Genomic DNA, 26,162 nt, shown 5'->3' with positions numbered 1-26,162 from the left:
GGCGTGAACAGCGCGGCCCAGTCCGCCACGCGCTGGAAATCCTGGTCGCTCTTGTCCGCCGGACAGCTCGCGGCCGGGTGCCACGCCACGCCGGGCCCATGGGAAACAAGGTTGGGCTTTACGACCTGGGTCAGGGTTGGCAGCGGGTGAGCGTCGCGTTCTGCACCGAGTGGTGGCGGCCCTCGGCGGCCGGTCACGGAGTCGCGCCGAGCACGTTGAAGTTGTCCCGGAAGACGTTCTCGGGGTCGTACCGCTCCTTCAGCGCGCGCAGCCGCGTCAGGGTGTCGCCCGGAAAGGCGATGTCGATGCGCTCCGGGTCGAGGCCCGTCTCGAAGCTCAGGTACATCCCGGCGAAGTGGCGGCGCAGCCGCTCCCACCGCTGGTCGAGCCCGGACGCGTTCGTGCCGAAGGCCACCACGGAGAAGTTGGCCGACCGGTTCGCGTACGCGGTGGCGTCCGGCGGCACATCGGACACCGCGCCGCCGACGGAGCGGATCTGGAAGAAGTACGCCGCGCCGGTGTCGATGAGCTCGGCCGCCTCCGCCGCGAACTCCGGGGTGATGTGCTCGACGAGCCCCGAGTGCGCGTGCGGCTCGCCCTGACCGTCGTGACCCCCGTCCCTGACGTTCGCCATGACCGCCGCGTACGGCACGATCTGGATCGACTGGTCCAGCAGCGGGGCGATCCCCGCAAAAGGCTTCAGCCGGTCCAGCACGGTGTCCGGGTCGTCGGAATCGACCACCGCTAGGACCTGCGCGTATACCGGCCGCCCGCGCCGCCGGCCGCCAAGGACCAAATTGCTGGTGAGGTCGCGGGGGGCCGCTTCGACCACCGCGCTCCAGGACTTGAGGAACTGGGCGGTGTCGCTCGCGTCGAACACCAGCTGCGCCCAGGCGACGTCGCCGACGACGTCAACCTCGAACTCGAAGGACACCACGATGCCGAAGTTCGCGCCGGCGCCGCGCACTGCCCAGAAGAGGTCCGGGTTCTCCTCGGCGCTCGCGTGGACCGTGCGCCCGTCGGCGAGCACGATGTCCGCCGCCCTGAGGTGGTCGATGGTCAGGCCGTGTTCGCGCGCCAGCCACCCGACACCGCCCGCCGTGGCGAGCCCGCCCACGCCGACCCCGCCGTAGTCGCCGGAGCTCAGCGCCCAGCCGTGCGGGGCCAGAGCTTGGGCGACGTCGGCCCACCGGGCGCCGGGGCCGATGCGGACCCTCCTGGTCCGCTTGTCCATCACCTCGATCGTGTTCAGCGCGGAGACGTCGATGACGATGCCGCCGTCGTTCGTGGACCGGCCGCTGATGCCGTGTCCACCGCTGCGTACGCCGAGGGGTAGGGCTGGGTGCTCGCGCGCGAACGCCAGCGCGTCCGCGACTTCGGCCGCGTCCCGTACCTGCAGTACAAGGCCGGGTGAGCCGCCGCGTATGTATGTGGATTTCACGCGGCTGTACCGGGCGTCACCCGGCTCGACCGCTGCCGAGGCGAGCGTGGCGGGCACGTCGTCGTACGCGATGCCCGGGCGCCGCGCGGCTCGGACGGCCGTGCTGCGCAGCGTCGGGCCTCCGCCGTCGCCGCCGCGTTCACGGGCCACGGCCTCGCGCAGGGCGGGCGCGACCTCCTCGGCGAACCGCTGGAGGGAGGCGGGATCGTCGGAGGCGAGGATGAACGTGCTCACGCCGTCTTCAAGGGCATAGGGCAGCAGGTCCTCGACCCACTGTGTGCCGGGACCGTCGAGGAAGCCGCGCCCGTCGCGTGCAAAGGTGCCGGAGACGTTCAGCAGCCGCCGGATCTCCCGCGGGTCCCGGCCCGCCTCCACAGCGGCCTCGTCGATGATCCGCATGCCGGTGCGGAGTTCGCCGGGCTTGAGGTAGGAGGTGGACGGCAGCCAGCCGTCCCCCTTGCGGCCGATGAGCCGTTGCATCTTCGGCTTGTAGGCACCGATCCAGACGGGGATGTCGTGGGCCGGCGCGGGGCCGCGCTTGGCGCCGTTGACGTGGTGGTACGTGCCCGACAAGCGCAGGGGGGCCCGCTCGCCGGCCGCCCAGATACCGCGCATCACGTCGATCGCCTCGCCGAGCGCGTCGACGGCCTGACCAGGGGTCAGGCGCCGGACGCCCATTGCCTCGATGGCGTCCCAGAAGGCCCCGGCGCCGAGGGCGAGGTCGAAGCGCCCGCCCGACAGCAGGTCCAGGCTCGCGGCCGCGCGGGCGGTCACCGCTGGCGGCCGCATGGGGATGCTGAGGACGTTGGGCGCGACATGGATCCGCTCGGTTACGGCCGCAACCCAGGTAAGCAGCGTCCAGGTGTCGTGGAAGGCCGGCTGGTACGGGTGGTCCTGGAACGTCACCAAGTTGTAGCCGAGTTGTTCGCTGAACCGGGCGAGTGCCGGGGCACCTCCGGGCTTAGCGTTCGCCGGCGTGATGGAGGTGCCGAAGCTGAGGGAGTGCAAATAGTCGGGCATGTGACCGCGTATCTCGTGTCGTGTGAGTTTAGCGGCGGCCCATGGAGAGCCGGCCGTCGAAGGCGATGGTCCTTCGCGCCGCCGGTGATATCCGGAACCGGCGGCGCTCGGGGAGATCAGGCGTCGAGACCCAGCTTGAGCGCCTTTGCGAACCGAACCACACGTTCGCCCTGGTAGCGGGCGGAGGCGCGGGTCTCTTCGCCGACCGGGATGGTGCCCTGCGCGTCGAAGTGCGAGGTGCCGTAGGGGTTGCCGTCGGCGAACTTAACCGCATCGGTGTATCCGGGCGGGACGATGACGCCGCCGAAGTGGTGGATGGTGTTGTAGAGAGCCAGCAGCGTTGACTCCTGTCCGCCGTGCAGGGTCGCGGTGGAGGTGAAGCCGCTGTAGACCTTGTTGGACAGCTTGCCCGCAACCCACAAGGGGGAGAGGCTGTCGATGAATTGCTTCAGCTGTGCTGCGACGTTGCCGAACCGGGTCGGAGATCCGAAGATCACCGCGTCCGCCCACTCCATGTCGTCGAGCGTGGGGGCCGGCAGGTGGGCGGTGTCGTCATGGTGGGCAGCCCAGACCGGGTTACGGTCGATGGCTGCCTGCGGGGCCAGTTCGGCGGCCTTGAGGATGCGCACCTCGGCGCCCGCCTTTTCGGCGCCGGCAGCGACCGCCTTCGCGATTTCGGTGCCGGTTCCGGTCGACGAGTAGTAGACGATGGCGAGCTTGACGGGATCGGGCATCAGAGGTCCTTCGTTTAGTGACCACGTTGCCTGCGCACAGCGCACAGCGCAGCGGTGGGTCAAGTTCCCCGCAGGGTGCGGGCGTCTGTTCTAAAGCTAGACACGCGATGGGTGATACATCAACCCGCGACCGGGTGACGTATCTCCCATGCGATCGCCTGGCGCAGCCGATGCTGCGGGTGGCCAGGCGCCGCTGGGTCGGGATGTGCTGGTTTCGGCAACCTGTTCGCCGTCGCGTCCATTTCCCAAGGACGGGCTGCCACCTGGCGCCTATTACGCCCCTTGCGGTTCGCTTCGCGGCATCGGTGCGGCATACCGAGGGCTCGACGCCTGCCCCTGCAGGGGCGGCTCATGGCCCTTCGCGGAGTGCGCAACAGTGACGAATCACCCTCAACTGCTGGCGCTCGATCAGGATGAGGTGGGGGTCCGCGTGTTGTGCCCCGGATGTCCGAGACGTCGGCGGTACCGCGCTCGCGCCTCGCTCATTCCTCGGGCTTACCCCGCTGGTGCTTCAGTACCGTTTCGGAGATGGTGGCCAGGGCGTCGAGCTGAACCGGGCTGAGCGCCTCGATGAACGAGCGGCGCACATAGGCGGTATGAAGCGGGGCGGCCGCCAGGATGGTTTCGCGGCCTTCGGCTGTGAGGGCGACGTACACCCCGCGGGGGTCGGCGGGCCGCCGTTCGACCAGCCCACGCTTGATCATGCGTGAGAGCTGGTGGGTGAGACGGGTCTTCTCCCACATGAGACGCTCCCGCAGTTCGAGGATGCGGAGGTGGCCCTCCGGAGCCTCGGAAAGCGTGGCCAGGATGGCGTAGTCCGGTTCCGAGATGCCGGAGTCGAGGAGCAGTCGGCGATTCAGTCGGCGCGTTACTTCCTCTCGCATGGTGAGGAAACCCTGCCATGCTCGTTGCTCGCGCTCCGTCAGCCACTCGGGATCAGCCATGACACCAAGCCTATCGGAAGGGTGACACGTCACTGACACCTCACCCCACGTTTCTAAGCGGGCGTTTCAATCATGTCTGAGCGGGGTCGGCCGGCCGGGTCGGCTTCGCGCTCGGAGCGACGCCGACCAGCGACCCCCGGTCGATCCGCCGTTGATGCACCCCTAGGGTCGCAGACCGCCCGAGGCCAGGATGACCTCTCCGGTCAGCCACCGTGCCTCCGGACCGGCGAGGAATGTCACGACGCCAGCGATGTCGGAGGGTTGACCGAGTCGGGCGAGCGGGGTCTGGGCAATCAGTTCCTTGACGTACGGGCTGTCGATGAGCCCGTGCTCGTGCCCGCCCTCGGTCTCCGTTCCGCCAGGCGCCACGGCGTTCACCCGGATCTGCCGGGGGCCCAGCTCCTTGGCCAGTACGCGGGTGATGGCCTCGACGGCACTCTTCGTGGCGGTGTAGATCATCAGGTTCGCCTGGGACAGGTGCACGGCGGTCGAGCTGATGTTGACGATGCTGCCGCCGTTTCGGCCGAACAGCTTAAACCCTTACTGCGTAAGGCGGCGACCGCGACGCTGTGCGCGTCGACCGAGTCGGTCTTTCGACCTTGGGCGGTGTCGAAAACTCTGGCCCGGGCGGACAGCTTCGCGGGCACGTCCACCACGGTCTCGCCGTCTGCGACCAACCGCTGGGCGATGTGTTTGCCGATGCCTTTGCAGCCCTCGACCGCCCAGATCCGGTCCTTGTGCTGCCGGCCCAGCTTGAGCATTGTCTGGTAGCCCGTCACGGTCGGTGCCAAATCGGCCTTGCGCGAGGACCTTCTCGCGGTCGTTGATGACTTCGATGTGCCCCTGATCCCGCCAGGCTGCAATGTGGCTATCTCGCTCGCCGCGAAACGCGGGTCGGCGGGATACTGCAGCCTGTTGTGGCAACGGATCAACGGAGAGCAGTCGACGGTCAGGTTCGTGTGCGGAACGGGGCAAGGGTGGCGCGGATTTGGTCGCCTGCGCCCCAGTCGTCGTCGAACTGGGCCAGCACGGCGAGGTGTTGTCGCAGCTGGATGATCGGCATGCGGGCCGGCCAGTCGTTGTCGAGGGAGGTCAGCTCTGCATAGACCTTGAAGAATCGTTGCGCCTCGGGCGGGGGAGTGGTGGACCACACGTGGGCGAGGTCGACCTCGGCCCACAGGTAGGACACCGCCGGGTCGATCAGCGCGGGCTGCCCGTCCGGGGTGGCGAGGACGTTCTGTGCCCACAGGTCGCCGTGGGTCAGGCATGCCGGCCGGTTCGGCAGCAGGTCGGGCAGCCGGTGACACAGCCGCTCCAGTGCCGCCCGGTCTTCGCGGTCGAGTGCCGCCTCAACTCGGGGCTGCCCGAGCCACCGAAGCAGTCGGTGCTGTGCGAAGAACGCATGGCCGTCGTCATCCCAGCTATTGATCTGCCGGCGGCGGCCCAGCCAGTTGTCGCGGTGCCATCCGAAGCGCGGGTGGGTCGTGCTCGTGTGCAGGTGGGCGAGCGCGTGCGCGAACTGTTCCCAGAAGGTCTCGCTGTGTGGCCTCGGCTGCAGCACCGACAGCACGAGCAGTTCCCGGTCCGCCAGGATCACCTTGGGTGTCGCCACGCCGCCGAGCTCGCGCAGGGCGGTCAGCCCTTCGGCCTCCGCGACGAAGACGTCGTCGGCCGGCGGGTCGGCGAAGGCCTTGACGAACACCGGCGGCGCGTCCCGGCGGGTGGCTATGCCCGCGAGCGCCGCGAGCCCACCCGCCGCCGGCTCCACCGCGAGGACATCGCGCATCCCTGCCCGGAGCAGGCACTCCCGCAGGAACGTTGCCGAGCGCATCACGACAGGCTCCTCTTTGGCCGGGCGCTTGTTGGCAAGATTTTATGTGAACACCTCCCGGGGACCGACCTCCAGGAGGTTGATCTTTTTGTGGCCCCCCGAATGCAGGGTGAACCATCGGCAGGCATCATGTCGGCGTGAATCCCACCATCGCCGCCCTGCTCGGCTCCGCGATCACCGCCTTCGCATCGCTGTTCGTGGTCATGGTGCAGAGTCGGTTGAGGCGGCGACACCGGGAGCAGGCTGACCTTCAGCGGGCGTACATCCTCATGCTGTCTGGCGCTCTGCGCCTCGCGCACAAGGCCGAGGCGCTGCGGCAGACCAAGTACTGGCGCTCGGGCCTGCGGGAGGTGGGTAACCAGCTGCTTGGTGGGCACAAGCCTTTGGATCCGATGGTGCTTCACGACTGGTTGGCCAGGGACATGGCCACGGTGGAGGCCGCCTGGTCGGAGATTTGGACCAGCGGTGACCAGGACGGCATTGCCCTGGCCAACGGGCTCATGACCGCGTTCAACGGGGTGATGGACGCTGCCATGAAGTCCAGCGGCCAGGAGGCGTTCGACGCCACCGATGAGATGCTGGTCGCCAGCCGCCGCCTGGGCGAAGCACGGGGACAGCTCGCCCTGCATGCGCGCCGTGTCGCCAAGCTGGGGCCCCGTGACGTGGACTTGTTCACCGACCGCGAACACAACCTCCAGCCCGCGTGACGTTACCTCGTCGGGCGGCGACTGTCGGTGCCTTCCCTGGCCGGGGCGCCTCTCAGGAGAAGGCGGCACGCATCCTGAAGACGAGACGCCTTGCGTCAGCCGCCCGGAAACAGGGTGTCATCGGGCCGATCAGCGGGCCCTCTTCGTCGCCCGCTTGCGGGGTGGCGTCAACAGGTCGGCTATTGCCGTGATCGCGGAAGGCACCAGGCGGTAGTACGCCCAGACCCCGCGCTTCTCGCGCTCGAGCAGGCCAGCCTCGGTGAGGATCCGAAGGTGATGACTCACGGTCGGCTGGGAGAGACCGAGTGGCGCGGTGAGGTCGCTGACCGACGCTTCGCCCTCCGGAGTGGACTGGATCAGACTGAGCAGTCGCAGTCGGGCCGGGTCGGCGAACGCCTTCAGCACTCTCGCGAGCCGCTCGGCATCAGCGCGCTTGATCGGCTCGCCAGCAAGCGGCGAGATCGCAGGCACAGCAGTTTTCGCAGGTGTCACGCCCTCCATCGTTGCACCAACTCCATCGATAGGCCGGTGGAACCGGACGAGTACGCCGATAGCGATCGCGGGACCGGGTCGCGAGGGGGTCCGGCGACGCCGAGTGGCAGAGTGCCAATGAGGCGACCAGGACGGCGATGATGGTGAGTTTTTCGCGATGACGATTGGCGGTGCGGCGGGATGCACGCAACGTCGTCAGAGTTGGCGAGCCATGCCCACCGACTCCGGCGCGGTCTCCGCGTAGCCGTACTGCGCATAGAGGTAGCGCGCCTTGCCGTCTGCTATGAGTGAGACGTAGGCGGTCCGAGGTGCCCGATCAACGAGCCGCTGCATCAGGGCATCCATGATCCTCTTGCCAAGTCCCAGTCCCTGATGCTCGGGCAGAACGCACATGTCAACGATCTGGAACGCCGTGCCACCGTCGCCGATGATCCGGCCCATCCCCACCGGATGGTCGTCGTCGTATACGACGACAGAGTGCCAGGTCCCGGCCAGGCCATTCACGGCCGCGTCGACGGACTTCGGACTGAGCCCGGCGGCGACCCGCAGATGTCGATACCTCAACGGAGGGCGTTTCTGCTCGTAGAAGGTAGGTCACGGGTTCCTCGCATGTGACAGAGCCGTAGAAGCTCACCAGCCGCGCCAGCATACCCCCTCCGGGTATGATTGCACGCCACGGTCTGAGCGGGAGGTGGCTGATGCGGCCGGGCTTGGGTCTTGGTCGCACGTCGCCGGCAACAAGGTGGCACCTCGGGCAGCGACGACGCGGCGATCGGCCGTCCCGGCGAATGGAGGGCGGACCTTCTTGCATCGCGGACGCTGTAACGCACCATGAACGAGCAACGCCTTTTGGGTGGAAGGTCGGGTGGGCGGCCTCGTGAACGCGCAGCCGTCTGCCCCTTCAGCGCACCATGACGCCCGTCGGAGGCAACCCGAACATGGCTAAGTCGGCCCCTCGGACCCCACCGCCACGCTGGCCAGGCCGCCACAGCGGCTCTGCTGCACCTCCGGGCTGGAACCTGCCGACTCAGCCCCTTCCGCAGCAACGGCAGGCTGCACGCGCGTGGTGGCCGTTCGTCGTGTTCGGCGGAATCACCTTGCTGATCGGGTGCCTCGCCATCATCGTGGTCGTGTTGGCAGGATGAGACTGGGCGGCTCGCCGATTTCGCCACCTCGGCCGGCCCCGGTGCTGACAATGAGGAAATGAGAGCGCAGAGGTTCCTGAAGGCTCGACAGGCCGCGGCTCGTCGGCGTACACCAGGGAAGCAACAAGCTGTGGCTCGTCGTCGCGCTCCATGGCCACTGATGGCGGCTCTGTTCGCGGCGGGAGCGGTCGGAGCCGCGGCGGTACGGCGCCGCAAAGCCGCCGGGCGCAGCGAAACTGGGGCGACAGGTGATGTCGGCCAGGCCGGTCGTGTCGGCGATGCCAGCCGCCCCGAAGGAGCCACCCAGGGCCGGCCCCAGGGGCGGTAGAGCAGCCCGCCTCCCTGGCGTGCGCGATTTGTCATAGCTCTCGTGGCTCGCGGCGACCGTCGGAGGCCGCCCTCAAGCGGGCGCGGAGGCGCGACGCCTGAGGGCTTGCCGGCGCGGCCGGTTCCGGCAGTCGCGGTCGACGTCGGCGAGGGCTCTCTTGCCGAATGACCCCGATCTAGCCGGGAAGCAGCGGTAATGTCCGACTCGCCGATACGGGGGTACGGACAGTGGGACTTTCATACGAGACGCAGCCGGGGGACATCGACCACCTGATCGCTGATGATCATGCGGTGGTGTCACGGTTGTTCGAGCACTTGGAGGCCGGGCGGGGTGACCGCCGGACGTTGGCCGACCAGGTCGGCTTCAACCTGGCGCTGCACGCCGACGCCGAGGAGCGGACCCTGTATCCGCAGATGGCGGATGCGGGTGAGGCCGATGACGCGCGACATGCCCGCGACGAGCACCACGCGGCCAAGGAGCAGTTGATCGTCCTGGATCGGGCAGAGCCGGGCAGCGGAGAGTTCGAGCGCGCGCTGACGACGTTGATGGCCGACATCCGCGAGCATGTAGCGGAGGAGGAGGGCGAGTTTCTGCCGGAGTTCCGCCGCGCGGTGGGGGCCCAGGTCATGGCCCGCCTCGGCGGGGAGTTCCTGGCGGCGAAGCGGGCCGCACCGACTCGAGCACACCCCAACGCCCCGTCCAGCGGCACCGGACACAAACTCGCCGACCCCGCCGCTGTCCTGCTCGACAAGGGGCGGGACAGGGTTTCGGGCCGCGACCGGCGGCTCGCCACCGATGCCTCGGGTCTGCTCGACCCGCAGGCCCAGCGGCTACTGGACGCCTTCGCCGCGCTGCGCCCGCTGCCACCGGAGATCCTCACCCCGGAGCAGGCCCGCCAGCAACCCACACTCGTCGACGCCGTCCACCGGATCTTGACCGAGGACGGCCGGTCCACCGAACCGGAACCGGTCGGAGCGGTGGAGGAGCTGGAGGTGCCGATCGCAGACGGTGGCCGCATCAACCTACGCATCTACCACCCCCGGGAGGCCAAAGCCGGTGCCGCGCCGGTGGTGATGTGGATCCACGGCGGCGGCTGGGTGCTCTACGACGTGGACACCTACGATGCGTCCTGCCGAGGCCTGGTCAACCGCACTGGTGCCATCGTTGTGTCACCCGAATACCGTCGCGCTCCCGAGCATCCCTTCCCGGCAGCTCACGACGACGTCCTCGCGTGTTGGCGCTGGCTGCGCGAGAACGCGTCGGAGTTCGGAGGCGATCCCACACGTGTCGCCATCGGTGGCGAGTCGGTCGGCGCGACGATGGCCGCTGCCACCTGCCTACAGCTGGCACAGGCCGGCGAGCCAGGCCCGGCAGCCCAGGTCCTGGTCTACCCACTGGCCACCGCGCAGCAGTTCGGCGACTCGATGACCGACGCAGCCGATGCCCGCCCGCTGAACCGGCCGCTGCTGTCCTGGATGGCGATGCACGCCTTCGCCGGTGTGCCCGAGGGCGCCCAGGATCCCCGCGTCGACCTGCTCTCCCTCGACGCCGCGCAGCTGCGGAGCATGCCACCGACGCTGGTCATCACCGACGAGCGTGACGTGCTGCGAAGCCAGGGCCAGGAGTTCGCCCGCCACCTGCAGGCCGCCGGCGTGGACACCGGGCTGGCCCACTACGACGGGATGATGCACGAGTTCTTTGGCGCCGCCGCAGTCCTTGACAGGGCGGCGCACGCCCAGCAGGCCGCCGCCGAGCATCTCACCCAGCGCTTTGCGCAGCCTGCGGCAGCGGACCGAACCGTGCGTCCCGCCTGAGCCATCGGCCCAGGTGGCGACCACCGCGCTGCGGGTCGACACGGGCCGCCGACCGTTTGGGCGGCTGGTTGTCGTGCTGGAAGGCCCAGTTCAGGTAAGCCACCAGGAGCATGCGGCAAGCTTGAGCGGGGTGGACGTTGAGGGGGTGCTCGTCGCTCAGGCCGGTCGGTTGCCGGTTTGCCGCCAGCCTCGCTGAAGGTGAGTAACCTCTTGGAACGCCTCCCGGAAGGTGGCGAAGCGCTGCTCGCCGAGGGTGTGTTCGAGGCGCTGTTCAATGGTGGCCAGGATGGCTCGTGCTTTGGCGATCTCGTCGAGACCGTGTTCGGTGGGGACGATGAGCTTGGCGCGACGGTCAGCGGGGTCGGGCTCCCGGCGGACATAGCCGAGGCTGACGAGCTCGTCGACGATCGTGCCGATGACCTGCTTGTGCTGGCCAGAGCGGGCCGACAGATCGGTCGAACGCACTCCTTCGGGCTCAAGGAACGCCAGGACCGAACCGTGCCGCGGCCGAACATCCGGATGCCCCTGCTCGCCGAGGGTCTCGAACAATTCCTCCTGCAATGCTCGCATCAGCTGCCCGGTCAAAGCCCCCAGGTCCGGCTTCGGCGCGGTGGCGGTCATCAGAACCCCTTCGGTTAGTAATCGGTCTTGACTATCAAGAACCGTGACTATACCGTGTTCTCAGTTGATCCTCACCTCGCCGCAGGGGCAAACAAGGAGACGCACGCTATGAGCACCCGCCCCGCGGTCGAAAGGTGCAGGTCGGCCAGCGCCGAGCAGGCCGTCCTGCGTGTCCGACCCGAATGTGGCAGTGATGATGGAGGCGAAGACCATGAGTGACGACGTCACCCAGTACATCAACAAGGCGCAGCCGTGGCAGATCGATGTGTGTGAGAAATTGCGCGCGATGGTCGGCCAGACCATTCCAGATGTCGAGGAGCGGCTCCAGTACGGCAAGCCGCACTACCTCAAGAACGGGCACTACGCGGCCGTCATCGCGGTAGCCAAGGACAAGGTCTCGTTCATGGTGTTCAACGCAACGGACGTTCCGGAGGTCAAGGGGTTCCTTCGGGCGTTGGGCAACGGTGAGCGCAAGGCCGTTGACATCCGGGACGGGCAAACCGTCGACTACGGCGCACTTGCCAGCATCCTGGAGAAGACCGCGACTGCCCTGTAGCCGCCAGCGTGTCTGCCGGGCAGGGTCTTGTCCTCGCACCGCGAAGCCCAGGCGGCGGCCGTCCGTGTCCGGCACCTTCACCCCAAGGGCGCCGCTGACACGCCCCGTGCTGGGTCCATCGTGGAGCGTGAACGCGGTGTACCGTCGCCGCATGACGGTGCTGCAGGAGTTTGTCGCCGCTCTTTCCAGCGGCCGGATCCAGGTTGTCGACCTCACCGCTCCGCTCTCGGACCAGACCCCGATCCTGGGTCTGCCCGAGCAGTTCGGCCAGACCTGGCCGTTCCAGCTCAGCGAGATCAGCCGGTACGACGACCGCGGTCCGGCCTGGTACTGGAACAACTTCTCCACCGGCGAGCACACCGGCACCCACTTCGACGCCCCGGTGCACTGGGTCACCGGTCAACAGGGCGCGGACGTGTCGCAGGTCCCGGTGAGCCAGTTGATCGCCCCGGCGGTGGTGATCGACCACGCCGCCGACGCCGCCGACGACCCTGACTTTCTGCTCGAGGTCGAGCACATCAAGGCGTGGGAGGCGGAACATGGCGCCCTGCCCACCGGTGGCTGGCTGCTCTATCGCACCGGCTGGGACGCGTACGGCGACGACCCTGAGCGGTACGCGAACTCCGGGCGTACCCCGGGGATCTCCGTGGAGTGCGCCCGCTGGCTGGCCGAGGAGTCGCCGATCCAGGGCGTCGGGGTGGAGACGGTCGGGACCGACGCGGGGGCTGCGCATTCGTTCGACCCGCCGTTTCCGTGCCACTCGTTCCTGCTCGGCCAGGACAAGTACGGCCTGACCCAGCTACGGAACCTGGCGCAGTTGCCGGCCACCGGCGCGGTGGTGATCGCCGGACCGCTGCCGATCGTCTCCGGGTCCGGCAGCCCGTGCCGGGTCCTCGCACTGGTCGAACGGTAGGACCGGGCCCTCGATGCGGGTAGCCGAGGTGGTCGGGCGGGTTCTGTACGGACACGGCGCACGGTACGTCTTCGGGGTGGTCGGCAGCGGCAACTTCCATGTCACGAACGCGCTTGTGGCGGCCGGCGCCCGGTTCGTGGCGGCAGCCCACGAGGGCGGCGCGGCGAGCATGGCCGACGGGTACGCCCGCACCTCCGGGACGGTGGGCCTGCTCTCGGTGCACCAGGGGCCGGGTGTCACCAACGCGCTGACCGGCCTCACCGAGGCGGCGAAGAGCCGTACCCCGATGGTGGTCCTGGCCCCGGAGGCGACCGCGCCGCGGTCGAACTTCTTCATCGACCTGCCGGCGCTCGCCACCTCGGTCGGGGCCGACTTCCACCGGGTACGCGCGGCGCACGCGGCCGAGGACGCGGGCGCGGCGTATCGGGCCGCCGCCCGGGGCGCGACGGTGGTGCTGGGCCTCCCGTTGGAGGTGCAGCACACCGTGACCGAACCGTGGTCCGGCCCGGTCCCCGCGGTCGCGCCGACCCCGGCCACCGCCCCGCAGGTCGAGCCGTTGCTGGCCGCGCTCCAGGCCGCACGTCGACCGGTCTTCATCGCGGGTCGGGGCGCCCGGGCGGCCCGGGAACCGCTGACCCGGCTCGCCGACGCGTGCGGCGCGCTGCTCGCGGTCTCGGCCGCGGCGAAGGGACTGTTCGCCGGGAACCCGTGGAACATCGACGTGGCCGGCGGCTTCGCCACCCCGCTCGCCGCCGAGCTGATCGGCACGGCGGACCTGGTCGTCGCATGGGGCAGCACGCTGAACATGTGGACCACCCGGCACGGCGAACTGATCCCGCCTTCCGCCGTCGTCGTCCAGGTCGACCAGGACCGGGCCGCGTTCGGGGTGAACCGCCCGGTTGACCTGACGGTGGCCGGCGAGGTGGCGGCGGTCGCCGAGGCGGTGCTCGGTCGGCTGGGCGCCGGCTCCACGGGGGCCGTGGACGCCGGGACCGGCGGCTGGCGTACGCCGGAGCTGGCACAACGGATTCGCGATCACGGCCGGTGGCGGACGGTCCCGTACCGGGACGAGGGCATGCCGGCGCGGGCCGGCGCCCCGGCGACGATCGACCCGAGGACCCTCTCGGCCGCCCTGGACGACCTGCTGCCGCCCGACCGGACGGTGGTGGTGGACTCCGGCAACTTCATGGGCTACCCGTCCATGTGGCTCGACGTGCCGGACGTGGCCGGATTCTGCTTCACCCAGGCGTTCCAGTCGGTCGGGCTCGGCCTGGCCAGTGCGCTCGGCGCGGCGGTCGCCCGGCCGGACCGGCTCACCGTCGCCGCGGTCGGCGACGGCGGCTTCGTCATGTCCGCGGCCGAACTGGTCACCGCCGTCCGGCTGGCGCTACCCCTGCTCGTGGTGATCTACGACGACGCCGCGTACGGCGCCGAGGTGCACCACTTCGGCCCGGACGGGTACCCGTTGGAGACGGTCACCTTCCCCGACACCGATCTGGCCGCGATCGCCCGTGGTTACGGCTGCGACGGGTTGACCGTCCGGACCTTCGACGATCTCGGGCCGGTACGCCGCTGGCTCGCTGGCCCCCGTACCCGGCCGCTGGTGGTCGACGCCAAGGTCTGCGCAGCGCGCGGCTCATGGTGGCTGGAGGAGGCGTTCCGGGGCCACTGAGTCCTCGCTGTGCCGGGTTCCATTGTCAACTGCGGCTTAACGGTACGTGTACGAGGTCGTCGTTGATCCGGACCGGCGCGTGCTGGACGCTGGTGGTGTCAGGCGCGAGGATCGCTAGCTCGCGGCGTCGATGAGGGCGTCGATCAGCGCGCGCGGTGCGGGCTGGCCCAGTAAGGTCTCCCGAACCGCGGCGTAGATCGTCCTGATCGGCTCTGGGCGGCGAACCTGGCGGATGAGGACGCCAGGGTGCTGGGTGCCCAGTCCGAGGCGGGGGATGAGGCCAACTCCGAGGCCGGCCGCGACGAATGCCTGTGCCGTGGCGTAGTCCTCCGACTTCGCGACGAAGTCCGGGCTGAAGCCCGCGGCGGCACAGGCGTCGATGATGGGCTCCAGACAGGGGCCAGGCGGCTCGCTGCCGACCCAGGGTTCGCCGGCGAGGTCAGCCAGGTCGATCACCTCCTGCGCGGCGAGCGGATGCCCGGTGGGCAGCAAGGCCTGGTAGGGATCACCGAGCAGGTGCACCAGGCGGACGCGGATGCCCTGGTGGCTCTCGTCGCCGGGTCGGCGGACCACGATGGCCAGGTCGGCGTTGCCCTGCTCCACCTCGGACAGGGGATCATCCGGATCGGTCAGCTTGGGATCGATCAGCACGCCGGGGTGCTCGCGCCGGAGTCGGGCGACGGCGGGCGCCAGCAGGTTCGGGCCGACGGAGGCGAAGTAGCCGATCCTCAGCCGGCCCGTACGTCCCATGCGTAGGTCGGCCAGCGCTGTCTCGGCCTCGGCGACATGCTGGCTGATGACGGCCGCGTGCCTGGTGAGCAGTCGGCCCGCAGCCGTGGGCTGCACACCCCGGCCGACTCGTTCGAGCAGCGCGATCCCGGCCTCCTTCTCCAGCGCCGCCACCTGCTGGCTCACCGCGGAGGGGGTGTACCCGAGGTGCGCCGCTGCCGCCGTCACCGACCCGCTGGTGACCACCGCGCGCAGTACCTGCATGCGTCTCACATCGAGCATGTAGCAGAGCTTAACTCTCGTACAGAAACTTTCGCTTTTGCTATGCAGTTGGGCACGGCACTGTTCATGCGGACGGATCAAGGAGATCAGGATGACTGGTGCCGTGCACAGGACATGGGCATGGATGCGGGTGGGCGTGCTCGCCCTGCTGTGGGGATCAACCTTCCTCTGGATCGAGCTGGCCCTGGACGCCTTGACGCCGGTCCAGGTCACCATCAGCCGGTGCGCACTCGGGTCGGCCGCTCTCCTGATCGCGTGCCTGGGCTCAGGTCGACGACTGCCCCGGGATGCGAGAACCTGGGGTCACCTGCTTGTGGCTGCCTTCTTCTGCAACGCCCTGCCGTTCGCCATGTTCAGCATCGGCCAGCAGACCATCGACTCCGGGGTGGCCGGCGTACTGAACGCGACGACCCCGCTGTGGTCCGTGCTGATCGGCGTCCTGAGCCACTCCGAGCGTGGACTCCGGCCGGTCCGGCTGGGCGGTCTCCTGCTGGGCTTCACCGGTGTTGTCATGATCTTTGCGCCGTGGCAGATGACCGGGCCGGTCGGGTGGGGCGCTTTCGCTATCGTCGTCGGGGCCGCCAGCTACGCCGTCGGCTTCGCCTACATCGGCCACAACCTCGTCGGCAGGGGCATCCCCACCATCTCGCTGTCCACTGCACAGCTCATCGCGGCGACCGGCCTGACCGCGCTGACCCTGCCGGCCGGTGGTCTGACGCCGATCGAGATCAGCCCGAAGACGCTGATCGCCGTCGTGATCCTGGGCGTCGTCGCCACCGGAGCCACCTTCCACCTCACCTACCGGATCATCGCCGCCGAAGGCGCCACCAACGCAGCGACCGTCGGCTATCTGCTCCCGGTGGTCTCGGTGGCGCTCGGGGCCATCGTGCTCGACGAGGGACTCAGCCCTCGGATCGTGGCCGGGATGGTGGTCGTGCTTGTCGGGGTCGGTCTGACGCGCCGAGCCGAACGGCCGCCATCGGTGCCAGCGCTGGCGGAAGCCCCGGCCGCGCAGGTCCCCTCGAGAACCTGACCTGCTGCCTCGCGGAAAGGGAGCAGGAGGTACGGCATCAACCACTATTCTAGCGCTAGAATGCGGTGGTGGAGCTGACTCCCGCTGAGCTGACCGTGTTGGGCCTGGTGATCGAACGGCCGCAGCACGGTTACGACCTGGAGCAGGTGATCGAGCAGCGGGGGATACGACAGTGGACCGACATCGGGTTCTCCTCGATCTACTACCTGCTCACCAAGCTGGAGCAGCGCGGTCTGCTCCACGTCCCGGAGGCTCCGGCCGCCGCCAAGTCCCGCCGCATCTTCCATCCGACCGCCGAGGGCCGCCGGGTCGCGACACAGAACGCGCTGGCCTTCATCGCCGAGGCACGTCCACACCCGCAGCCACTGCTGGTCGGCGTCGCCAACCTGGCCATGCTCACGGCGCAGCAGTACGAGCAGGCGCTGCGGACCCGGCTGGCGCAGCTCGAAGCCCGGATCGCCGCACTCCAGGCGGCACGGCAGGCGCAAGGTCCCCTTCCGGGCGCGGCGCGCGAGGTGTTCTCCTACTCCCTCAGCCTCATGGACGCAGAAAGGCAGTGGCTCGTCTCCCGAGTCCAGGTGCCCCATGACCAACAAAACTGAAGCCAAGATCGACTTCAAGAAGACGCTTGACGCCTACCAGGCACAACAGGGCCGGTTCCGGACAGTCGAGGTACCCGACATGCAGTACCTCATGATCGACGGTCACGGCAACCCCAACACCTCGCCCGCCTTCACCGAGGCGATCGAAGCGCTCTACCCGACGGCGTACAAGCTGAAGTTCGCCAGCAAGCGAGGCCTCGGGCGCGACTACGTTGTTCCGCCCCTGGAAGGTCTGTGGTGGGCCGAGGACATGGCGTCCTTCACCACCGCACGGCACAAGTCACGGTGGCACTGGACGCTGATGCTCATGGTCCCCGACTGGATCGGCCAGTCCATGTTCGCCACCGCCGTCGGGCAAGCCGGTGCCAGGAACCGACCGGTGCGCCTCGACGACGTCCGCCTCCAGACGCTGTCCGAGGGGCGGTGCGTGCAGACGCTGCACGTCGGTTCCTTCGACGACGAGTCCGACGTACTCGCACAACTGCATCATCAGTACATCCCCGCCAACCGGCTCCGCATGGCCGGAACTCACCACGAGATCTACCTCAGCGACTTCCGCAGGGTCGCACCCGGCAAGCAACGCACCATCCTCAGGCAGCCAGTCACCATCGACTCGGCGAGTGTGGATCCGGGCCCTGTTTCATAAGCCTTTGTTCCTCCGATGTTCGGTGCCGCGTCGACTCGAATCGATAGTGTGCGTCGCCGCCGCAGACGACGGTTCGTAGGAAGGGAAGTCGATGCGCAGGACAACGCACTGGTCAGCCCGGGCCTTGGGCGCACTCTCGGCAGCGGTCGCGCTGGTGGCGGCCCTGCTGCCGGCTACCCCGGCGGTCGCGGCGACGGTGACCTTCAAGGCGGCGACGCTGAACATCTACAACGGACTCACTCAGGCCGACTTCGTACACGACCTGAACCTGATCACGTCCAAGGCGGACCTTGTCGGTCTCAACGAGGTCGGCAATCGCAAGGCTTTTCTGGAGACCTGGGCCGCCGACAACGGCTGGTGGTTGTACGCGCCGGGCGGGATCAACCAGGCTGGCGAGGCGCTGATTGCCAAGAAGAGCATGTTCGACGTACTCGATGAAGGTTCGATCTTCGTGTGTGACACCAACGGACCGGGCAAGGTGCCGCCCGCCCGGTACAACAACTGGGTCAAGTACTCACACAAGGCCAGTGGCCGCAACGTGACGCACATCAACGCCCACGCGGTGGCCAGCATCGAAACCGCCGGCCGGCCGGAGGATCTGCCGCGCACCAGGTGCGCCGAGGCGCAGTTCCAAGGTCTCAAGGACCTGGCGGTCGACAAGCAGGGCGAGGGCCAGGTCATCGTCAGCGGTGACCTCAACGTCGACTTCAGCGCCGACCGGAGCTACGGGTACGCGAAGTTCCCGTGGCAGGTCTTCGAGGCCAACGAGCTGCCGAACCTGCGCTCCAACTACAACCTCTACGGCGAGAAGGGCACCGGAACGCACGGCAACCGGCACATCGACTACGTCTACTTTTGGAAGCGGCTGCCGGAGTACCAGCTGATGTGGATGACCGACTACGACATCGTCGGTGGCACCAGATCTGACCACAACGGTGTCGTCGCGACCTTCTCCGTCCAGAACTGATGCGCTCGCACAAGGAAGGTTTCGGTGGAGGTGAACCCGCTCAGATCGGTCAACGGCGTACCCGATAGCGCAGGTGAAGCACCCGGTTGCCCTGAATCACCACGTCAGGATCCTCCAACAGGTGCTGTGCGTGGACCGACCCGAAGTAGCGCTTGCCGGACCCGAACACCACGGGTGCGACGTCCATGCGCACCTCGTCGACCAGGCCCGCGGCAAGCACCTGGCCACCGACGTCGCCGGCGGCGACCTCGACCATGCGGTCACCCGCAAGCTCCTGCGCCTTGGCCACGGCTGCTTCGACGCCGTCGACGAAGTGAAACGGCGCCTCGGGGTCCCAGCCCTCTGGCTCCGGCCGGTGCGTCACGACGACCACGTGGTCGATCCCGCCCGGGGGCTTCCCGCCCCAGCCGTCCGTCATGTCGAAGACGTGGCGGCCGACGACAGTCGCCCCGATCTGGTCCCAGTACGGCCGGGTGTAGTCGTAGGACGTTTGTGACACCTTCAACTCGCCGCTCTCGTCCAACGCCACGTCACCGCTGAGCAACCAGTCGAACAGCGGTCCGGGCTGGTCGTTCTCGTCCGCGATGAAGCCGTCGACCGACACCGAGCTGTACATGACTACTGTGCCCATGGGCGCTCCTCTGCTTGGGGGATGCCCTCAGGTTAGAGTTTCGTGGGCTGTCGCTCTTGTACGAAATCAATCGGTCGGCAGCGGCCAGTTGTCCAGTACGTGGCCGGGATGTTCGCGCAGGAACCGCTGCCGGACCTCGACATATCGTGTCGGTGTGAGCCCGGTGAATGCCCGGAACTCGTGGCCGAAATGGGCCTGATCGAAGTAGCCTGCGCCACTGGCGAGGTCGGCCCAGTCGATCGGTTCGGCGGGGTTGATCGACAACACGGTGGCGGCGAAGCGGTAGCTGCGGGCCAACCGCTTCGGCGTGACGCCGATGAGCTCCTTGAACCGCTGTGCCAGGTGAGTGCTGCTGACACCGGCTGAAACCCTCAGGTCGTCGATAGCCACCGCCCCGCTGGTCGCAGCGATGATGCGGCTCGTATGGCGGACCAGCCCCAGGCCGGCCCCATCGCCTAGCCGTCGCATTAGCTCCTCCTCGAGCAGCGTCAGCATCTCGTGAGGTCCCTCGGCCGTAGCCAGCCGGTCTCGCAGCTCGGCGATGGCGGGTCGACCCCAAACCTGCTCCACCGTCACCGGCCGATCACACAGCTCGGCCGCGGGCATCGGCAGGAACGGCGCCAGCCCCCACGGCTTGAAGTGCACGCCGACGGACCGGGTCCGGGGTGGGTAGCCGAACTCCAACGCGCGGGTGGGCGTGGTGACCACGCAGCCGTCGGCGTACTCGACCGTCTCGATGTCGGTGCCGGCACGGATGCGGAACGGCGCCCCGAGGTTGACGATGAGAAACGCCGCCGGACTTGCCGGCAGCGTCAGCCGGGCGTACGGCGACACACCCTCCAGGTAGTAAAGGTCGTCGATCAGCCCGTCCAGCGGCGATCGCGGCGCTCTGGACACGTACTCCACGCCCACAGCATCGCCGACGCCCCGCCGGCATCGTGCGCCGGGACGGTCCAGCCGCGCTGCCGCCAGCATCGAGCCGGCGCGGCATCTCCGGCCGCCGACCTTCGTCGCCGCACATCCGGCCGACATCGACGAGCAGCGCTCCGTCCACCGTCCTGGACGCGCTGGGCGTGCCGTCGCGGCGTCAGGTCAGCGAAGTGGTCACCGTAACCGTCGATCGGACGGACTCGACGTTGCGATACCGTCAAGGTGCCCGCACCAGCGTCGAGCAGTCCGAGTCCGTCGGCTGTCGATGGTCCACACGGCGCCCCACGAATCCAGGGAGATACCGATGCCGGAGCCCGAGCCCGTCCAAGACGCCCACGCGGCGGATGCCGACACCTCAACCGTGGCCGAAACCGACCAGCCTGCCGTTCACGCAAATCGGGCTGCCCGACGCGCGAAGGGCAAGGTCGCCTCGCCTCAACCGTATGGAAAGGGTCAGCACCTCGGCGGCCGAGGCTCGGTCCAGAGCCCGCGCCAGTGGGGTAACCGGCGAAGCGGCTGATCCGTCGGTGGAGGGATCGGAAACCGTTCAGGCCGTGCGCCGTCGATCCACGTGGTGGGTGGCGTGTGTGGTGGCCGTGCTGTTCGTCGTCGCGCTGTACGTTGTCGTCCGGCCGCACCGGGACGCGGCGCCAGCCGGTGCCGGTAACTCGAGCGCGGCCGTGTCAGGCCAAGCCGCGGATCCGAGTGAGACAGCCGGTGACGCGCACGCCCTCCGCCGGATCTGCGACCGTCGCGGCCCCGGATTCGCGGGTGCGCCGGTCTATCGGGGCGCCGGGCCGCACCCGACGGTGGTGCTCGACCCATCCACAGTGGCATGGTTCGGAGGAGCCGCCAACGCCCGCATGTTGCGGGACCCGGCTCCCATCGAGCAGATGCGTCTGGTCGGGTGCCTGACGTTCGGCGGACCCGCCTCTCCGGCCCCGCTCGCGACCTGCCAGTACCGCGAGGGCGTTGAGATGACCCTGTACCAGGGACGGCACCGGCTCGACGTCTACGCCATCGACTCCGGCCGCTTGGTGAAGACCCTGGTCATCGACGGCAGCAGCCACGGCTCCTGTCCGCCGGCCACGCTGGTGCGAAAGGGCACCACCTCGACGAGCCAGAACACCCCGCCCGGCGACGCGGAGTACACCGCAGCCCTGGACCAGCTCATCAACGGACCGGCGGTCGGCTGACCGTCAACGTCGGGCGGTGTCGGGCCGGCGACGCCGGCCGGCCGCAATCGGACCAAGGGCAGGGCCGCCGCTGTCATGGTCCTCTGATGCGGTGAGCCTCTTCCGCGAACTCGAAGGGGTCACCGGCCGGCCCACGCCTCGCATTGGTGCCGCTGCACAGCTCAGTCCGCTCGGCTCAGCCCGAACGCCTCCCCGCCACCGCCGACGTAGTTCATCGGAGCCCCCTTCACCAGGTCGCCGTAGCGGCAGGTCATTGGTCACCGCTTGCGCTTTCCCGAATGCCAGTCCGGCAGATGGCGGCGATCGGATAATGGGCCATGAGGCCTGATTTGCCGATTACGAGGGGAAAATTGTGAGTCGCCTACCATACGTGAACCCTGCCGACGCCCCAGTGGTGGTCCGCGAGGCGCTGCAGGCCGCGCTTCCCCTGAAGTTCTTCCGCGTGATGGCCAACGCCGAGACGACTTTTCCAGCCTGGATGCGCTGGGGAGGCACGCTGCTCAAGGACCTGGCCCTCGACCCGCTGCTCCGCGAGATCGCGATCCTGCGAGTTGCCCGGCTGAGCGACGTCCGGTACGAGTGGGTTCAGCACGAGCCGATCGCTCGCTCCGTCGGCGCCACCGACGAGATGATCCACGCGCTCGGGCGCGACGAGATCGAAGCCGACTGTTTCTCGGCAGACCAGCGGCTTGTCCTGCATTTCACGACCGAAGTCGTCTGCGACGTCCGCCCCTCCGACGAAACCGTCACCGCACTGACAGGGCGACTCTCCCCGCGCGAGGTGGTCGAACTCCTGATGGTGATCGGGCAATACATGATGATCGCCCGGGTCGCCGCGGTAACGGATCTGGAACTTGACGAGCCGATGGGCGCCGCCGTTTACGGCACCATCGGCTGATGGCAAAGCCGGGATCAGGGCGGCGCCGAGGCCGATGCGGTAAGTGTCGATAGCGGCCAGGACGATGAGGTCGGGTCGTACGCCGGCTTGTGGTTCCTGCCGCGCCTGCACGTGCCGGCCGGGGTCAGCTGTCGTCGTTGAACAGGTGGTGCAGGAACCGCTGCGGGTTGGCCAGGAATGATCGGGTCATCAGCACCGGTTGTGCGTCGTCGTAGTCGACGTGCCTGATGGTGCCGTTGGCTTCGATTTTCGGGATTCGGGCGTGCGGGACGGCCAGCAGGATGGGGGAGTGGGTGGCGATGACGAACTGTGAGCCAGCCTGCAGAGGATGCCGTCCAGCTGCGGGGTGACCGTGTAGGCGAGCCAGATCAGTGCGGCGACCACCAGGAAAGGCGCGACGAGGACGCCGGCGTGTGGAGGGCGTGTTGGCGGATGCGGGTTCCGGCGAGGCTATCCCACACCCGCCGAAGAGGTGATCCGGGTCGCGACGAAGGCGGTGGCGACACGTACCCCTCCGAGCCCAGAAGCGCGAGTGTCGCTGGCGCCGGCCCCGCCTCCGCGTCCGCTCGTGTGCCGGCGCCGTCCGCTGGACTCTCCCGGTCAGGTCGACGTGCAACCGTTTCTTGCGGATCACCCGGTCGAAGGCTGTGGTCGTCCACCGACGCTACCGTTCGCTGCCCGGCGGCAGTCACTGCGCTCGGCCGGAGAGGCTGACCGGCTTTACTCAGGCCTTGGTTGAGCAACGCGCGGTCAGCAGGGCTCGGTTGAGATCTGCTGCGGGCTGCAGCAACTCCAAGCCGCCTCCCAGCTTTCCCCATTACGTTGGGTAACCATCGAACACGAGTGGTTTCCCCGCTGGGCGTGGAAGGTTGAAGCGAGTGCAAGGACGATCTCGACAGATTCTGATCGGCGTGCCGGCGGCACTGCTGGTGCTAGGCGGTGGGGGCATCGCGGTCGCCGCCTACGGCCGTTCGCTCAACGGCAACCTGTCCCGCACCGACGCGTTCGCCGGGCTTCCGGAGGAGTCCCGCCCGACCCAGGCCCTCACCGGTGCGATGAACGTGCTCCTGCTCGGGCAGCGGCTCCCGTGACCCGGACCGGACGGCGGACTCCCGCACCGACACGATCCGGTCATCACCTGGCCAGTCAGCGACGCCTCGCCATCGGGCATCGCCATTGCCGGAGATACGGCGTACGTGGCGGCCTTGCGAGGCCAGCGTCTGTGGACCATTCCCCTCAACGGCGAGGGCCGGTGATCCCTCCGCACAGCTGGTAGGACGCTACGGCCGCCTGCGGGCAGTGCAGATCGCCCCAGACGGCGTGCTCTGGGTGACCACGTCCAACACCGACGGGCCACAGGGACGCACGCGGTGGTGATGACCGCATCCTGCGCTTCCCCGCACGCTAGCCCAGACCGACGAGGGACGACTTACCGGCCGCCCCGGAGGGGCTACCGCCAACGCAGAACCTAAGGCAGATGCATATTTGCGGGGGCGACATCCGAGCGGGCTGCAGCTCCCCAGGACGATAGGCGAAAGGTGGCATGAACTACCGACTTTTCGAGCTGGTCAATGGCCATGCCGGGCGAGTGGATGGCATCGACGACATGATGGAGTTCGCCGCGCAGTACCTGATCTACCTGGTGTTCTCCATCGCCGCCGTCCTCGGAGCGGTGACGCTGCGGCGCGGGCGACTCCGGCCGGTCATCGCCCTGGGCGCCGCGCTTGCGGTGGGCTTCCTCGGGACTCTCATTGTTTCCCACCTCAACGGCGAGGTGCGGCCGTTCCAGACCCACCACGTCCACCAGTTGATCGCCCATGACAACGGCGTATCCCTGCCAAGCGATCACGCCACTGCGGCGTTCACCGTGGCGTTCGGTGTCAGGGTGTTTCTGAGCAAGGGCTGGGGCATCCTGCTCGCGGTGCTGGCCACCATGATCGGTGCGTCCCGGGTCTGGGTCGGCGTGCACTACCCGGCCGACATCCTCGCGGGCCTCGCCATCGCTGCCCTCGCCGTGACCGTGACGTGGATGGTGGACCGACGACGAGATCTTGATCAACCGACGGCCGGCGCTTCCGGTTTAAGCGGATGGAGTAGCTGAATGAACGTCCTGAACCCGCAGTGGCTCATCGCCACCTTCGGCCTCGTCGGCATCCTCGCGATCGTGTTCGCCGAATCGGGACTCTTGCTCGGGTTCTTCCTGCCCGGAGACTCGCTGCTGTTCACCACCGGGCTGCTGGTCGCCGGCAGCCACTACCTACCGTATCCGCTGTGGCTGGTGTGCCTCCTCGTCGTGGTCGCGGCAATCGCCGGTGACCAGGTCGGCTACCTGTTCGGACGCCGCGTCGGACCGAGGCTGTTCCGACGCCCGAAATCCCGACTGTTCCGCCAGGAGAACCTGCACCGGGCGCAGGGCTTCTTCGACCGGTATGGGGCCCGCTCCATCGTGCTGGCCCGGTTCGTGCCGATCGTGCGCACCTTCACTCCGATCGTCGCTGGCGCGAGCCGGATGCACTACCGCAGATTCGTCGCCTACAACATCGTCGGCGGCAGCCTCTGGGGAGCCGGGGTCACCGTGCTCGGCGCCCTTCTCGGACAGGTCACGTTCGTTCGCTCCCACATCGAATTCATCCTCATCGGCATCGTGCTCGTCTCGGTCGTACCCATCGCCATCGAACTGCTGCGCGCCCGGCATCGCGGGCATACCTCGGCGCCCGACGTGCCACTCGGGCCGGGCGGCCTTGGGCGCTGACCGGCCGCCGCCGCGGAAGCGGAGGGCGAAACCGGCCTGCACATCGCGGCACGCCTCCGCGCCTGTTGTAGCGCCGCCTTGGTGTGAAGACGGGGATCATCCGCGCGGGGGGCACCCGGTGTGAAAGGCTTTGCCCCGGCCTGTGCCGTTCCTCCGATGCCGTTTACAAGAATCGCGGAGCCGACGTGGGGCGATGCCGCGAAGAGGCTCATCACGTGTCGCCCGCGCAGTCGCGCGCACGGCCGCATGTCGTCTCCGTTCCCTCAAAAGGGGTGATTGACATTGGCAGCGGCCTTCAGTGGTACTGCGCAAGCCACGGTGGCACAGGCTCAAGGTCACCGCGTCGTGGCGTCCCGTTCGGTCCCGCGCCTGCTCGGCGCGCTGCCGGGAATCCGCCGGCGGCCGGCGGCAGTCGTACCGGCGCCGGTACGACTGCCATGACCAGACTGATCAACTGGCTGCTGGCCCTGCAAGGCGTCGGCGCCTACCTGCTGGTGGGGCTGCTTGTCTTCGCGGAGGATGCGCTGTTCATTGGGTTCCTGCTCCCGGGGGAAACCGCTGCCATTCTCGGCGGCGTCGCCGCCAGCCGCGGCCACGTCGCCCTACCGGTCATGATCGCCGTGGTCGTCGGCGCCGCGATCATTGGCGACAGCGCCGGATACGAAGTCGGCCGCCATCTCGGCCCGCGGCTGCTGCGCACCCGCCCCCTGCGGCGCCGCGAACAGCGGATAGACGCCGCCCGCGACCTCCTCGCCCGCCGCGGCGGCGCGGCCGTCTTCCTTGGCCGCTTCGTCGCGTTCCTCCGCGCGGTCATGCCCGCCCTGGCCGGCACCGCCCACATGCCGTACCGCACATTTCTGGCCTTCAACGCCGCCGGTGCCCTGGTCTGGGGAACCGGCACGGTCGTACTCGGCTACCTTGCCGGGAACTCCTACAGCACGGTTGAGAAGACCTTCGGCCGGGCCGCCGCCCTGATCGTCCTCGCGGTCGCGGTCACCGCCGTCATTGCCTGGCGGATCCGCCACCACACCACCCAGCGACATACGTTCAGCTCACCGGCAGAACCGGGCGGACGAGCGCGCGACACCGACTGACAGAATGCCCTAGTGCCCTTGCGTGCGGGGCTGAGGACAGTGCCCGAGCTATCCCCCCGCCGCCAAGTCGATATGCTCCGGCTTGTACCGGCGGGAGGCCGTTGCGTTATCTGATTGGGAGACGCGGTTAGGCCGGATCGGGTCCGCGATCAGATCACCTAAGCGAGTTCAGTGAACGCCGTGA

General features: G+C 68.5%; 27 protein-coding genes. 15 read left to right on the top strand and 12 right to left on the bottom strand.

Annotated features, from left to right (window positions below):
• Positions 1-193: 193 nt before the first annotated feature.
• The 6 genes from M8C17_RS00820 to M8C17_RS00795 all read right to left on the bottom strand — a co-directional run bounded on the left by M8C17_RS00820 (position 194) and on the right by M8C17_RS00795 (position 5,970).
• Positions 194-2,461 (bottom strand): LLM class flavin-dependent oxidoreductase, encoded by a 2,268-nt coding sequence (locus M8C17_RS00820; protein ID WP_252414176.1) that lies wholly within the window; start codon positions 2,459-2,461, stop codon positions 194-196.
• A 116-nt stretch (positions 2,462-2,577) separates the two neighbouring features.
• Positions 2,578-3,195 carry an NAD(P)H:quinone oxidoreductase gene (gene wrbA, locus M8C17_RS00815; RefSeq protein WP_252414175.1) on the bottom strand — a complete coding sequence of 206 codons (618 nt, stop codon included), beginning with the start codon at positions 3,193-3,195 and terminating at the stop codon, positions 2,578-2,580.
• Positions 3,196-3,677: 482 nt separating this feature from the next.
• A complete protein-coding gene (locus M8C17_RS00810; RefSeq protein WP_252414174.1) occupies positions 3,678-4,139 on the bottom strand; it encodes a MarR family winged helix-turn-helix transcriptional regulator in 462 nt (153 codons plus the stop codon).
• 162 nt (positions 4,140-4,301) lie between these two features.
• On the bottom strand, positions 4,302-4,622 hold the full coding sequence (locus tag M8C17_RS00805) for an SDR family oxidoreductase (RefSeq protein WP_252414173.1): 321 nt from the start codon (positions 4,620-4,622) through the stop codon (positions 4,302-4,304).
• Positions 4,598-4,918, bottom strand: a complete 321-nt coding sequence (locus M8C17_RS00800; RefSeq protein ID WP_252414172.1) for an IS110 family transposase — start codon at positions 4,916-4,918, stop codon at positions 4,598-4,600. The genes M8C17_RS00805 and M8C17_RS00800 overlap by 25 nt, the downstream gene beginning before the upstream one ends.
• Positions 4,919-5,088: 170 nt before the next feature.
• Positions 5,089-5,970 (bottom strand): fructosamine kinase family protein, encoded by an 882-nt coding sequence (locus tag M8C17_RS00795; protein WP_252415047.1) that lies wholly within the window; start codon positions 5,968-5,970, stop codon positions 5,089-5,091.
• A 137-nt stretch (positions 5,971-6,107) separates the two neighbouring features.
• On the opposite strand from M8C17_RS00795, the gene M8C17_RS00790 reads away from it, so the two are divergent.
• Entirely contained in the window at positions 6,108-6,677 is a 570-nt protein-coding gene (locus M8C17_RS00790) for a hypothetical protein (RefSeq protein ID WP_252414171.1), read from the top strand.
• A gap of 129 nt (positions 6,678-6,806) precedes the next feature.
• Here the strand turns inward: M8C17_RS00790 and M8C17_RS00785 are convergent, their stop codons facing one another.
• Together M8C17_RS00785 and M8C17_RS00780 are read right to left on the bottom strand one after the other, a co-directional pair.
• Positions 6,807-7,178, bottom strand: coding sequence for a helix-turn-helix transcriptional regulator (locus tag M8C17_RS00785; RefSeq protein WP_252414170.1), 372 nt, complete (start codon positions 7,176-7,178; stop codon positions 6,807-6,809).
• 186 nt (positions 7,179-7,364) lie between these two features.
• Positions 7,365-7,610, bottom strand: a complete 246-nt coding sequence (locus M8C17_RS00780) for a GNAT family N-acetyltransferase (RefSeq protein WP_252414169.1) — start codon at positions 7,608-7,610, stop codon at positions 7,365-7,367.
• A 1,259-nt stretch (positions 7,611-8,869) separates the two neighbouring features.
• Between M8C17_RS00780 and M8C17_RS00775 the strand changes: the two genes are divergently transcribed.
• A complete protein-coding gene (locus M8C17_RS00775) occupies positions 8,870-10,456 on the top strand; it encodes an alpha/beta hydrolase fold domain-containing protein (protein WP_308209332.1) in 1,587 nt (528 codons plus the stop codon).
• Positions 10,457-10,612: 156 nt separating this feature from the next.
• On the opposite strand, the gene M8C17_RS00770 is transcribed toward M8C17_RS00775, so the two are convergent.
• Positions 10,613-11,077, bottom strand: a complete 465-nt coding sequence (locus tag M8C17_RS00770) for a MarR family winged helix-turn-helix transcriptional regulator (protein WP_252414167.1) — start codon at positions 11,075-11,077, stop codon at positions 10,613-10,615.
• Between the two features lie 211 nt (positions 11,078-11,288).
• Here M8C17_RS00770 and M8C17_RS00765 point away from each other — a divergent pair, with 211 nt between their 5' ends.
• From M8C17_RS00765 to M8C17_RS00755, 3 genes are all read left to right on the top strand, one after another.
• On the top strand, positions 11,289-11,633 hold the full coding sequence (locus M8C17_RS00765; RefSeq protein ID WP_252414166.1) for a DUF1801 domain-containing protein: 345 nt from the start codon (positions 11,289-11,291) through the stop codon (positions 11,631-11,633).
• Positions 11,634-11,784: 151 nt separating this feature from the next.
• Entirely contained in the window at positions 11,785-12,546 is a 762-nt protein-coding gene (locus M8C17_RS00760) for a cyclase family protein (protein WP_252414165.1), read from the top strand.
• 13 nt (positions 12,547-12,559) lie between these two features.
• On the top strand, positions 12,560-14,218 hold the full coding sequence (locus M8C17_RS00755) for a thiamine pyrophosphate-binding protein (protein ID WP_252414164.1): 1,659 nt from the start codon (positions 12,560-12,562) through the stop codon (positions 14,216-14,218).
• 114 nt (positions 14,219-14,332) lie between these two features.
• Here M8C17_RS00755 and M8C17_RS00750 read toward each other — a convergent pair whose 3' ends face one another.
• Positions 14,333-15,229, bottom strand: coding sequence for a LysR family transcriptional regulator (locus M8C17_RS00750; RefSeq protein WP_252414163.1), 897 nt, complete (start codon positions 15,227-15,229; stop codon positions 14,333-14,335).
• 91 nt (positions 15,230-15,320) lie between these two features.
• Here M8C17_RS00750 and M8C17_RS00745 point away from each other — a divergent pair, with 91 nt between their 5' ends.
• The 4 genes from M8C17_RS00745 to M8C17_RS00730 all read left to right on the top strand — a co-directional run bounded on the left by M8C17_RS00745 (position 15,321) and on the right by M8C17_RS00730 (position 18,477).
• Complete coding sequence (locus M8C17_RS00745) at positions 15,321-16,262, top strand: DMT family transporter (protein ID WP_252414162.1); 942 nt, start codon at positions 15,321-15,323, stop codon at positions 16,260-16,262.
• 68 nt (positions 16,263-16,330) lie between these two features.
• The gene (locus M8C17_RS00740; RefSeq protein ID WP_252414161.1) at positions 16,331-16,864 is read left to right on the top strand and encodes a PadR family transcriptional regulator; all 534 of its coding nucleotides are present in this window, start codon (positions 16,331-16,333) and stop codon (positions 16,862-16,864) included.
• Positions 16,848-17,510 (top strand): GyrI-like domain-containing protein, encoded by a 663-nt coding sequence (locus M8C17_RS00735; protein WP_252414160.1) that lies wholly within the window; start codon positions 16,848-16,850, stop codon positions 17,508-17,510. The genes M8C17_RS00740 and M8C17_RS00735 overlap by 17 nt, the downstream gene beginning before the upstream one ends.
• A 91-nt stretch (positions 17,511-17,601) precedes the next feature.
• Entirely contained in the window at positions 17,602-18,477 is an 876-nt protein-coding gene (locus tag M8C17_RS00730; protein WP_252414159.1) for an endonuclease/exonuclease/phosphatase family protein, read from the top strand.
• A gap of 49 nt (positions 18,478-18,526) precedes the next feature.
• On the opposite strand, the gene M8C17_RS00725 is transcribed toward M8C17_RS00730, so the two are convergent.
• A complete protein-coding gene (locus M8C17_RS00725) occupies positions 18,527-19,108 on the bottom strand; it encodes a dihydrofolate reductase family protein (protein ID WP_252414158.1) in 582 nt (193 codons plus the stop codon).
• A gap of 66 nt (positions 19,109-19,174) precedes the next feature.
• Positions 19,175-20,083: a helix-turn-helix domain-containing protein gene (locus tag M8C17_RS00720; RefSeq protein ID WP_252414157.1), complete on the bottom strand. Its 909-nt coding sequence runs from the start codon at positions 20,081-20,083 to the stop codon at positions 19,175-19,177.
• An 848-nt stretch (positions 20,084-20,931) separates the two neighbouring features.
• On the opposite strand from M8C17_RS00720, the gene M8C17_RS00715 reads away from it, so the two are divergent.
• The 6 genes from M8C17_RS00715 to M8C17_RS00690 all read left to right on the top strand — a co-directional run bounded on the left by M8C17_RS00715 (position 20,932) and on the right by M8C17_RS00690 (position 25,978).
• A complete protein-coding gene (locus tag M8C17_RS00715; RefSeq protein WP_252414156.1) occupies positions 20,932-21,234 on the top strand; it encodes a hypothetical protein in 303 nt (100 codons plus the stop codon).
• Between the two features lie 370 nt (positions 21,235-21,604).
• The gene (locus M8C17_RS00710) at positions 21,605-22,132 is read left to right on the top strand and encodes a carboxymuconolactone decarboxylase family protein (RefSeq protein WP_252414155.1); all 528 of its coding nucleotides are present in this window, start codon (positions 21,605-21,607) and stop codon (positions 22,130-22,132) included.
• An 878-nt stretch (positions 22,133-23,010) separates the two neighbouring features.
• Positions 23,011-23,223 (top strand): hypothetical protein, encoded by a 213-nt coding sequence (locus M8C17_RS00705; RefSeq protein WP_252414154.1) that lies wholly within the window; start codon positions 23,011-23,013, stop codon positions 23,221-23,223.
• Positions 23,224-23,675: 452 nt separating this feature from the next.
• A complete protein-coding gene (locus M8C17_RS00700) occupies positions 23,676-24,233 on the top strand; it encodes a phosphatase PAP2 family protein (protein ID WP_252414153.1) in 558 nt (185 codons plus the stop codon).
• Positions 24,234-24,884, top strand: coding sequence for a DedA family protein (locus tag M8C17_RS00695; RefSeq protein WP_252414152.1), 651 nt, complete (start codon positions 24,234-24,236; stop codon positions 24,882-24,884).
• A gap of 437 nt (positions 24,885-25,321) precedes the next feature.
• Positions 25,322-25,978 (top strand): DedA family protein, encoded by a 657-nt coding sequence (locus M8C17_RS00690; RefSeq protein WP_252414151.1) that lies wholly within the window; start codon positions 25,322-25,324, stop codon positions 25,976-25,978.
• Positions 25,979-26,162 lie beyond the last annotated feature (184 nt).

This window comes from Micromonospora sp. RHAY321, from assembly GCF_023896955.1.
GTDB lineage: Bacteria > Actinomycetota > Actinomycetes > Mycobacteriales > Micromonosporaceae > Micromonospora.
The sequence above is the reverse complement of the archived record's forward strand: the minus strand, read 5'-3'. Positions and strand labels throughout refer to the sequence as shown.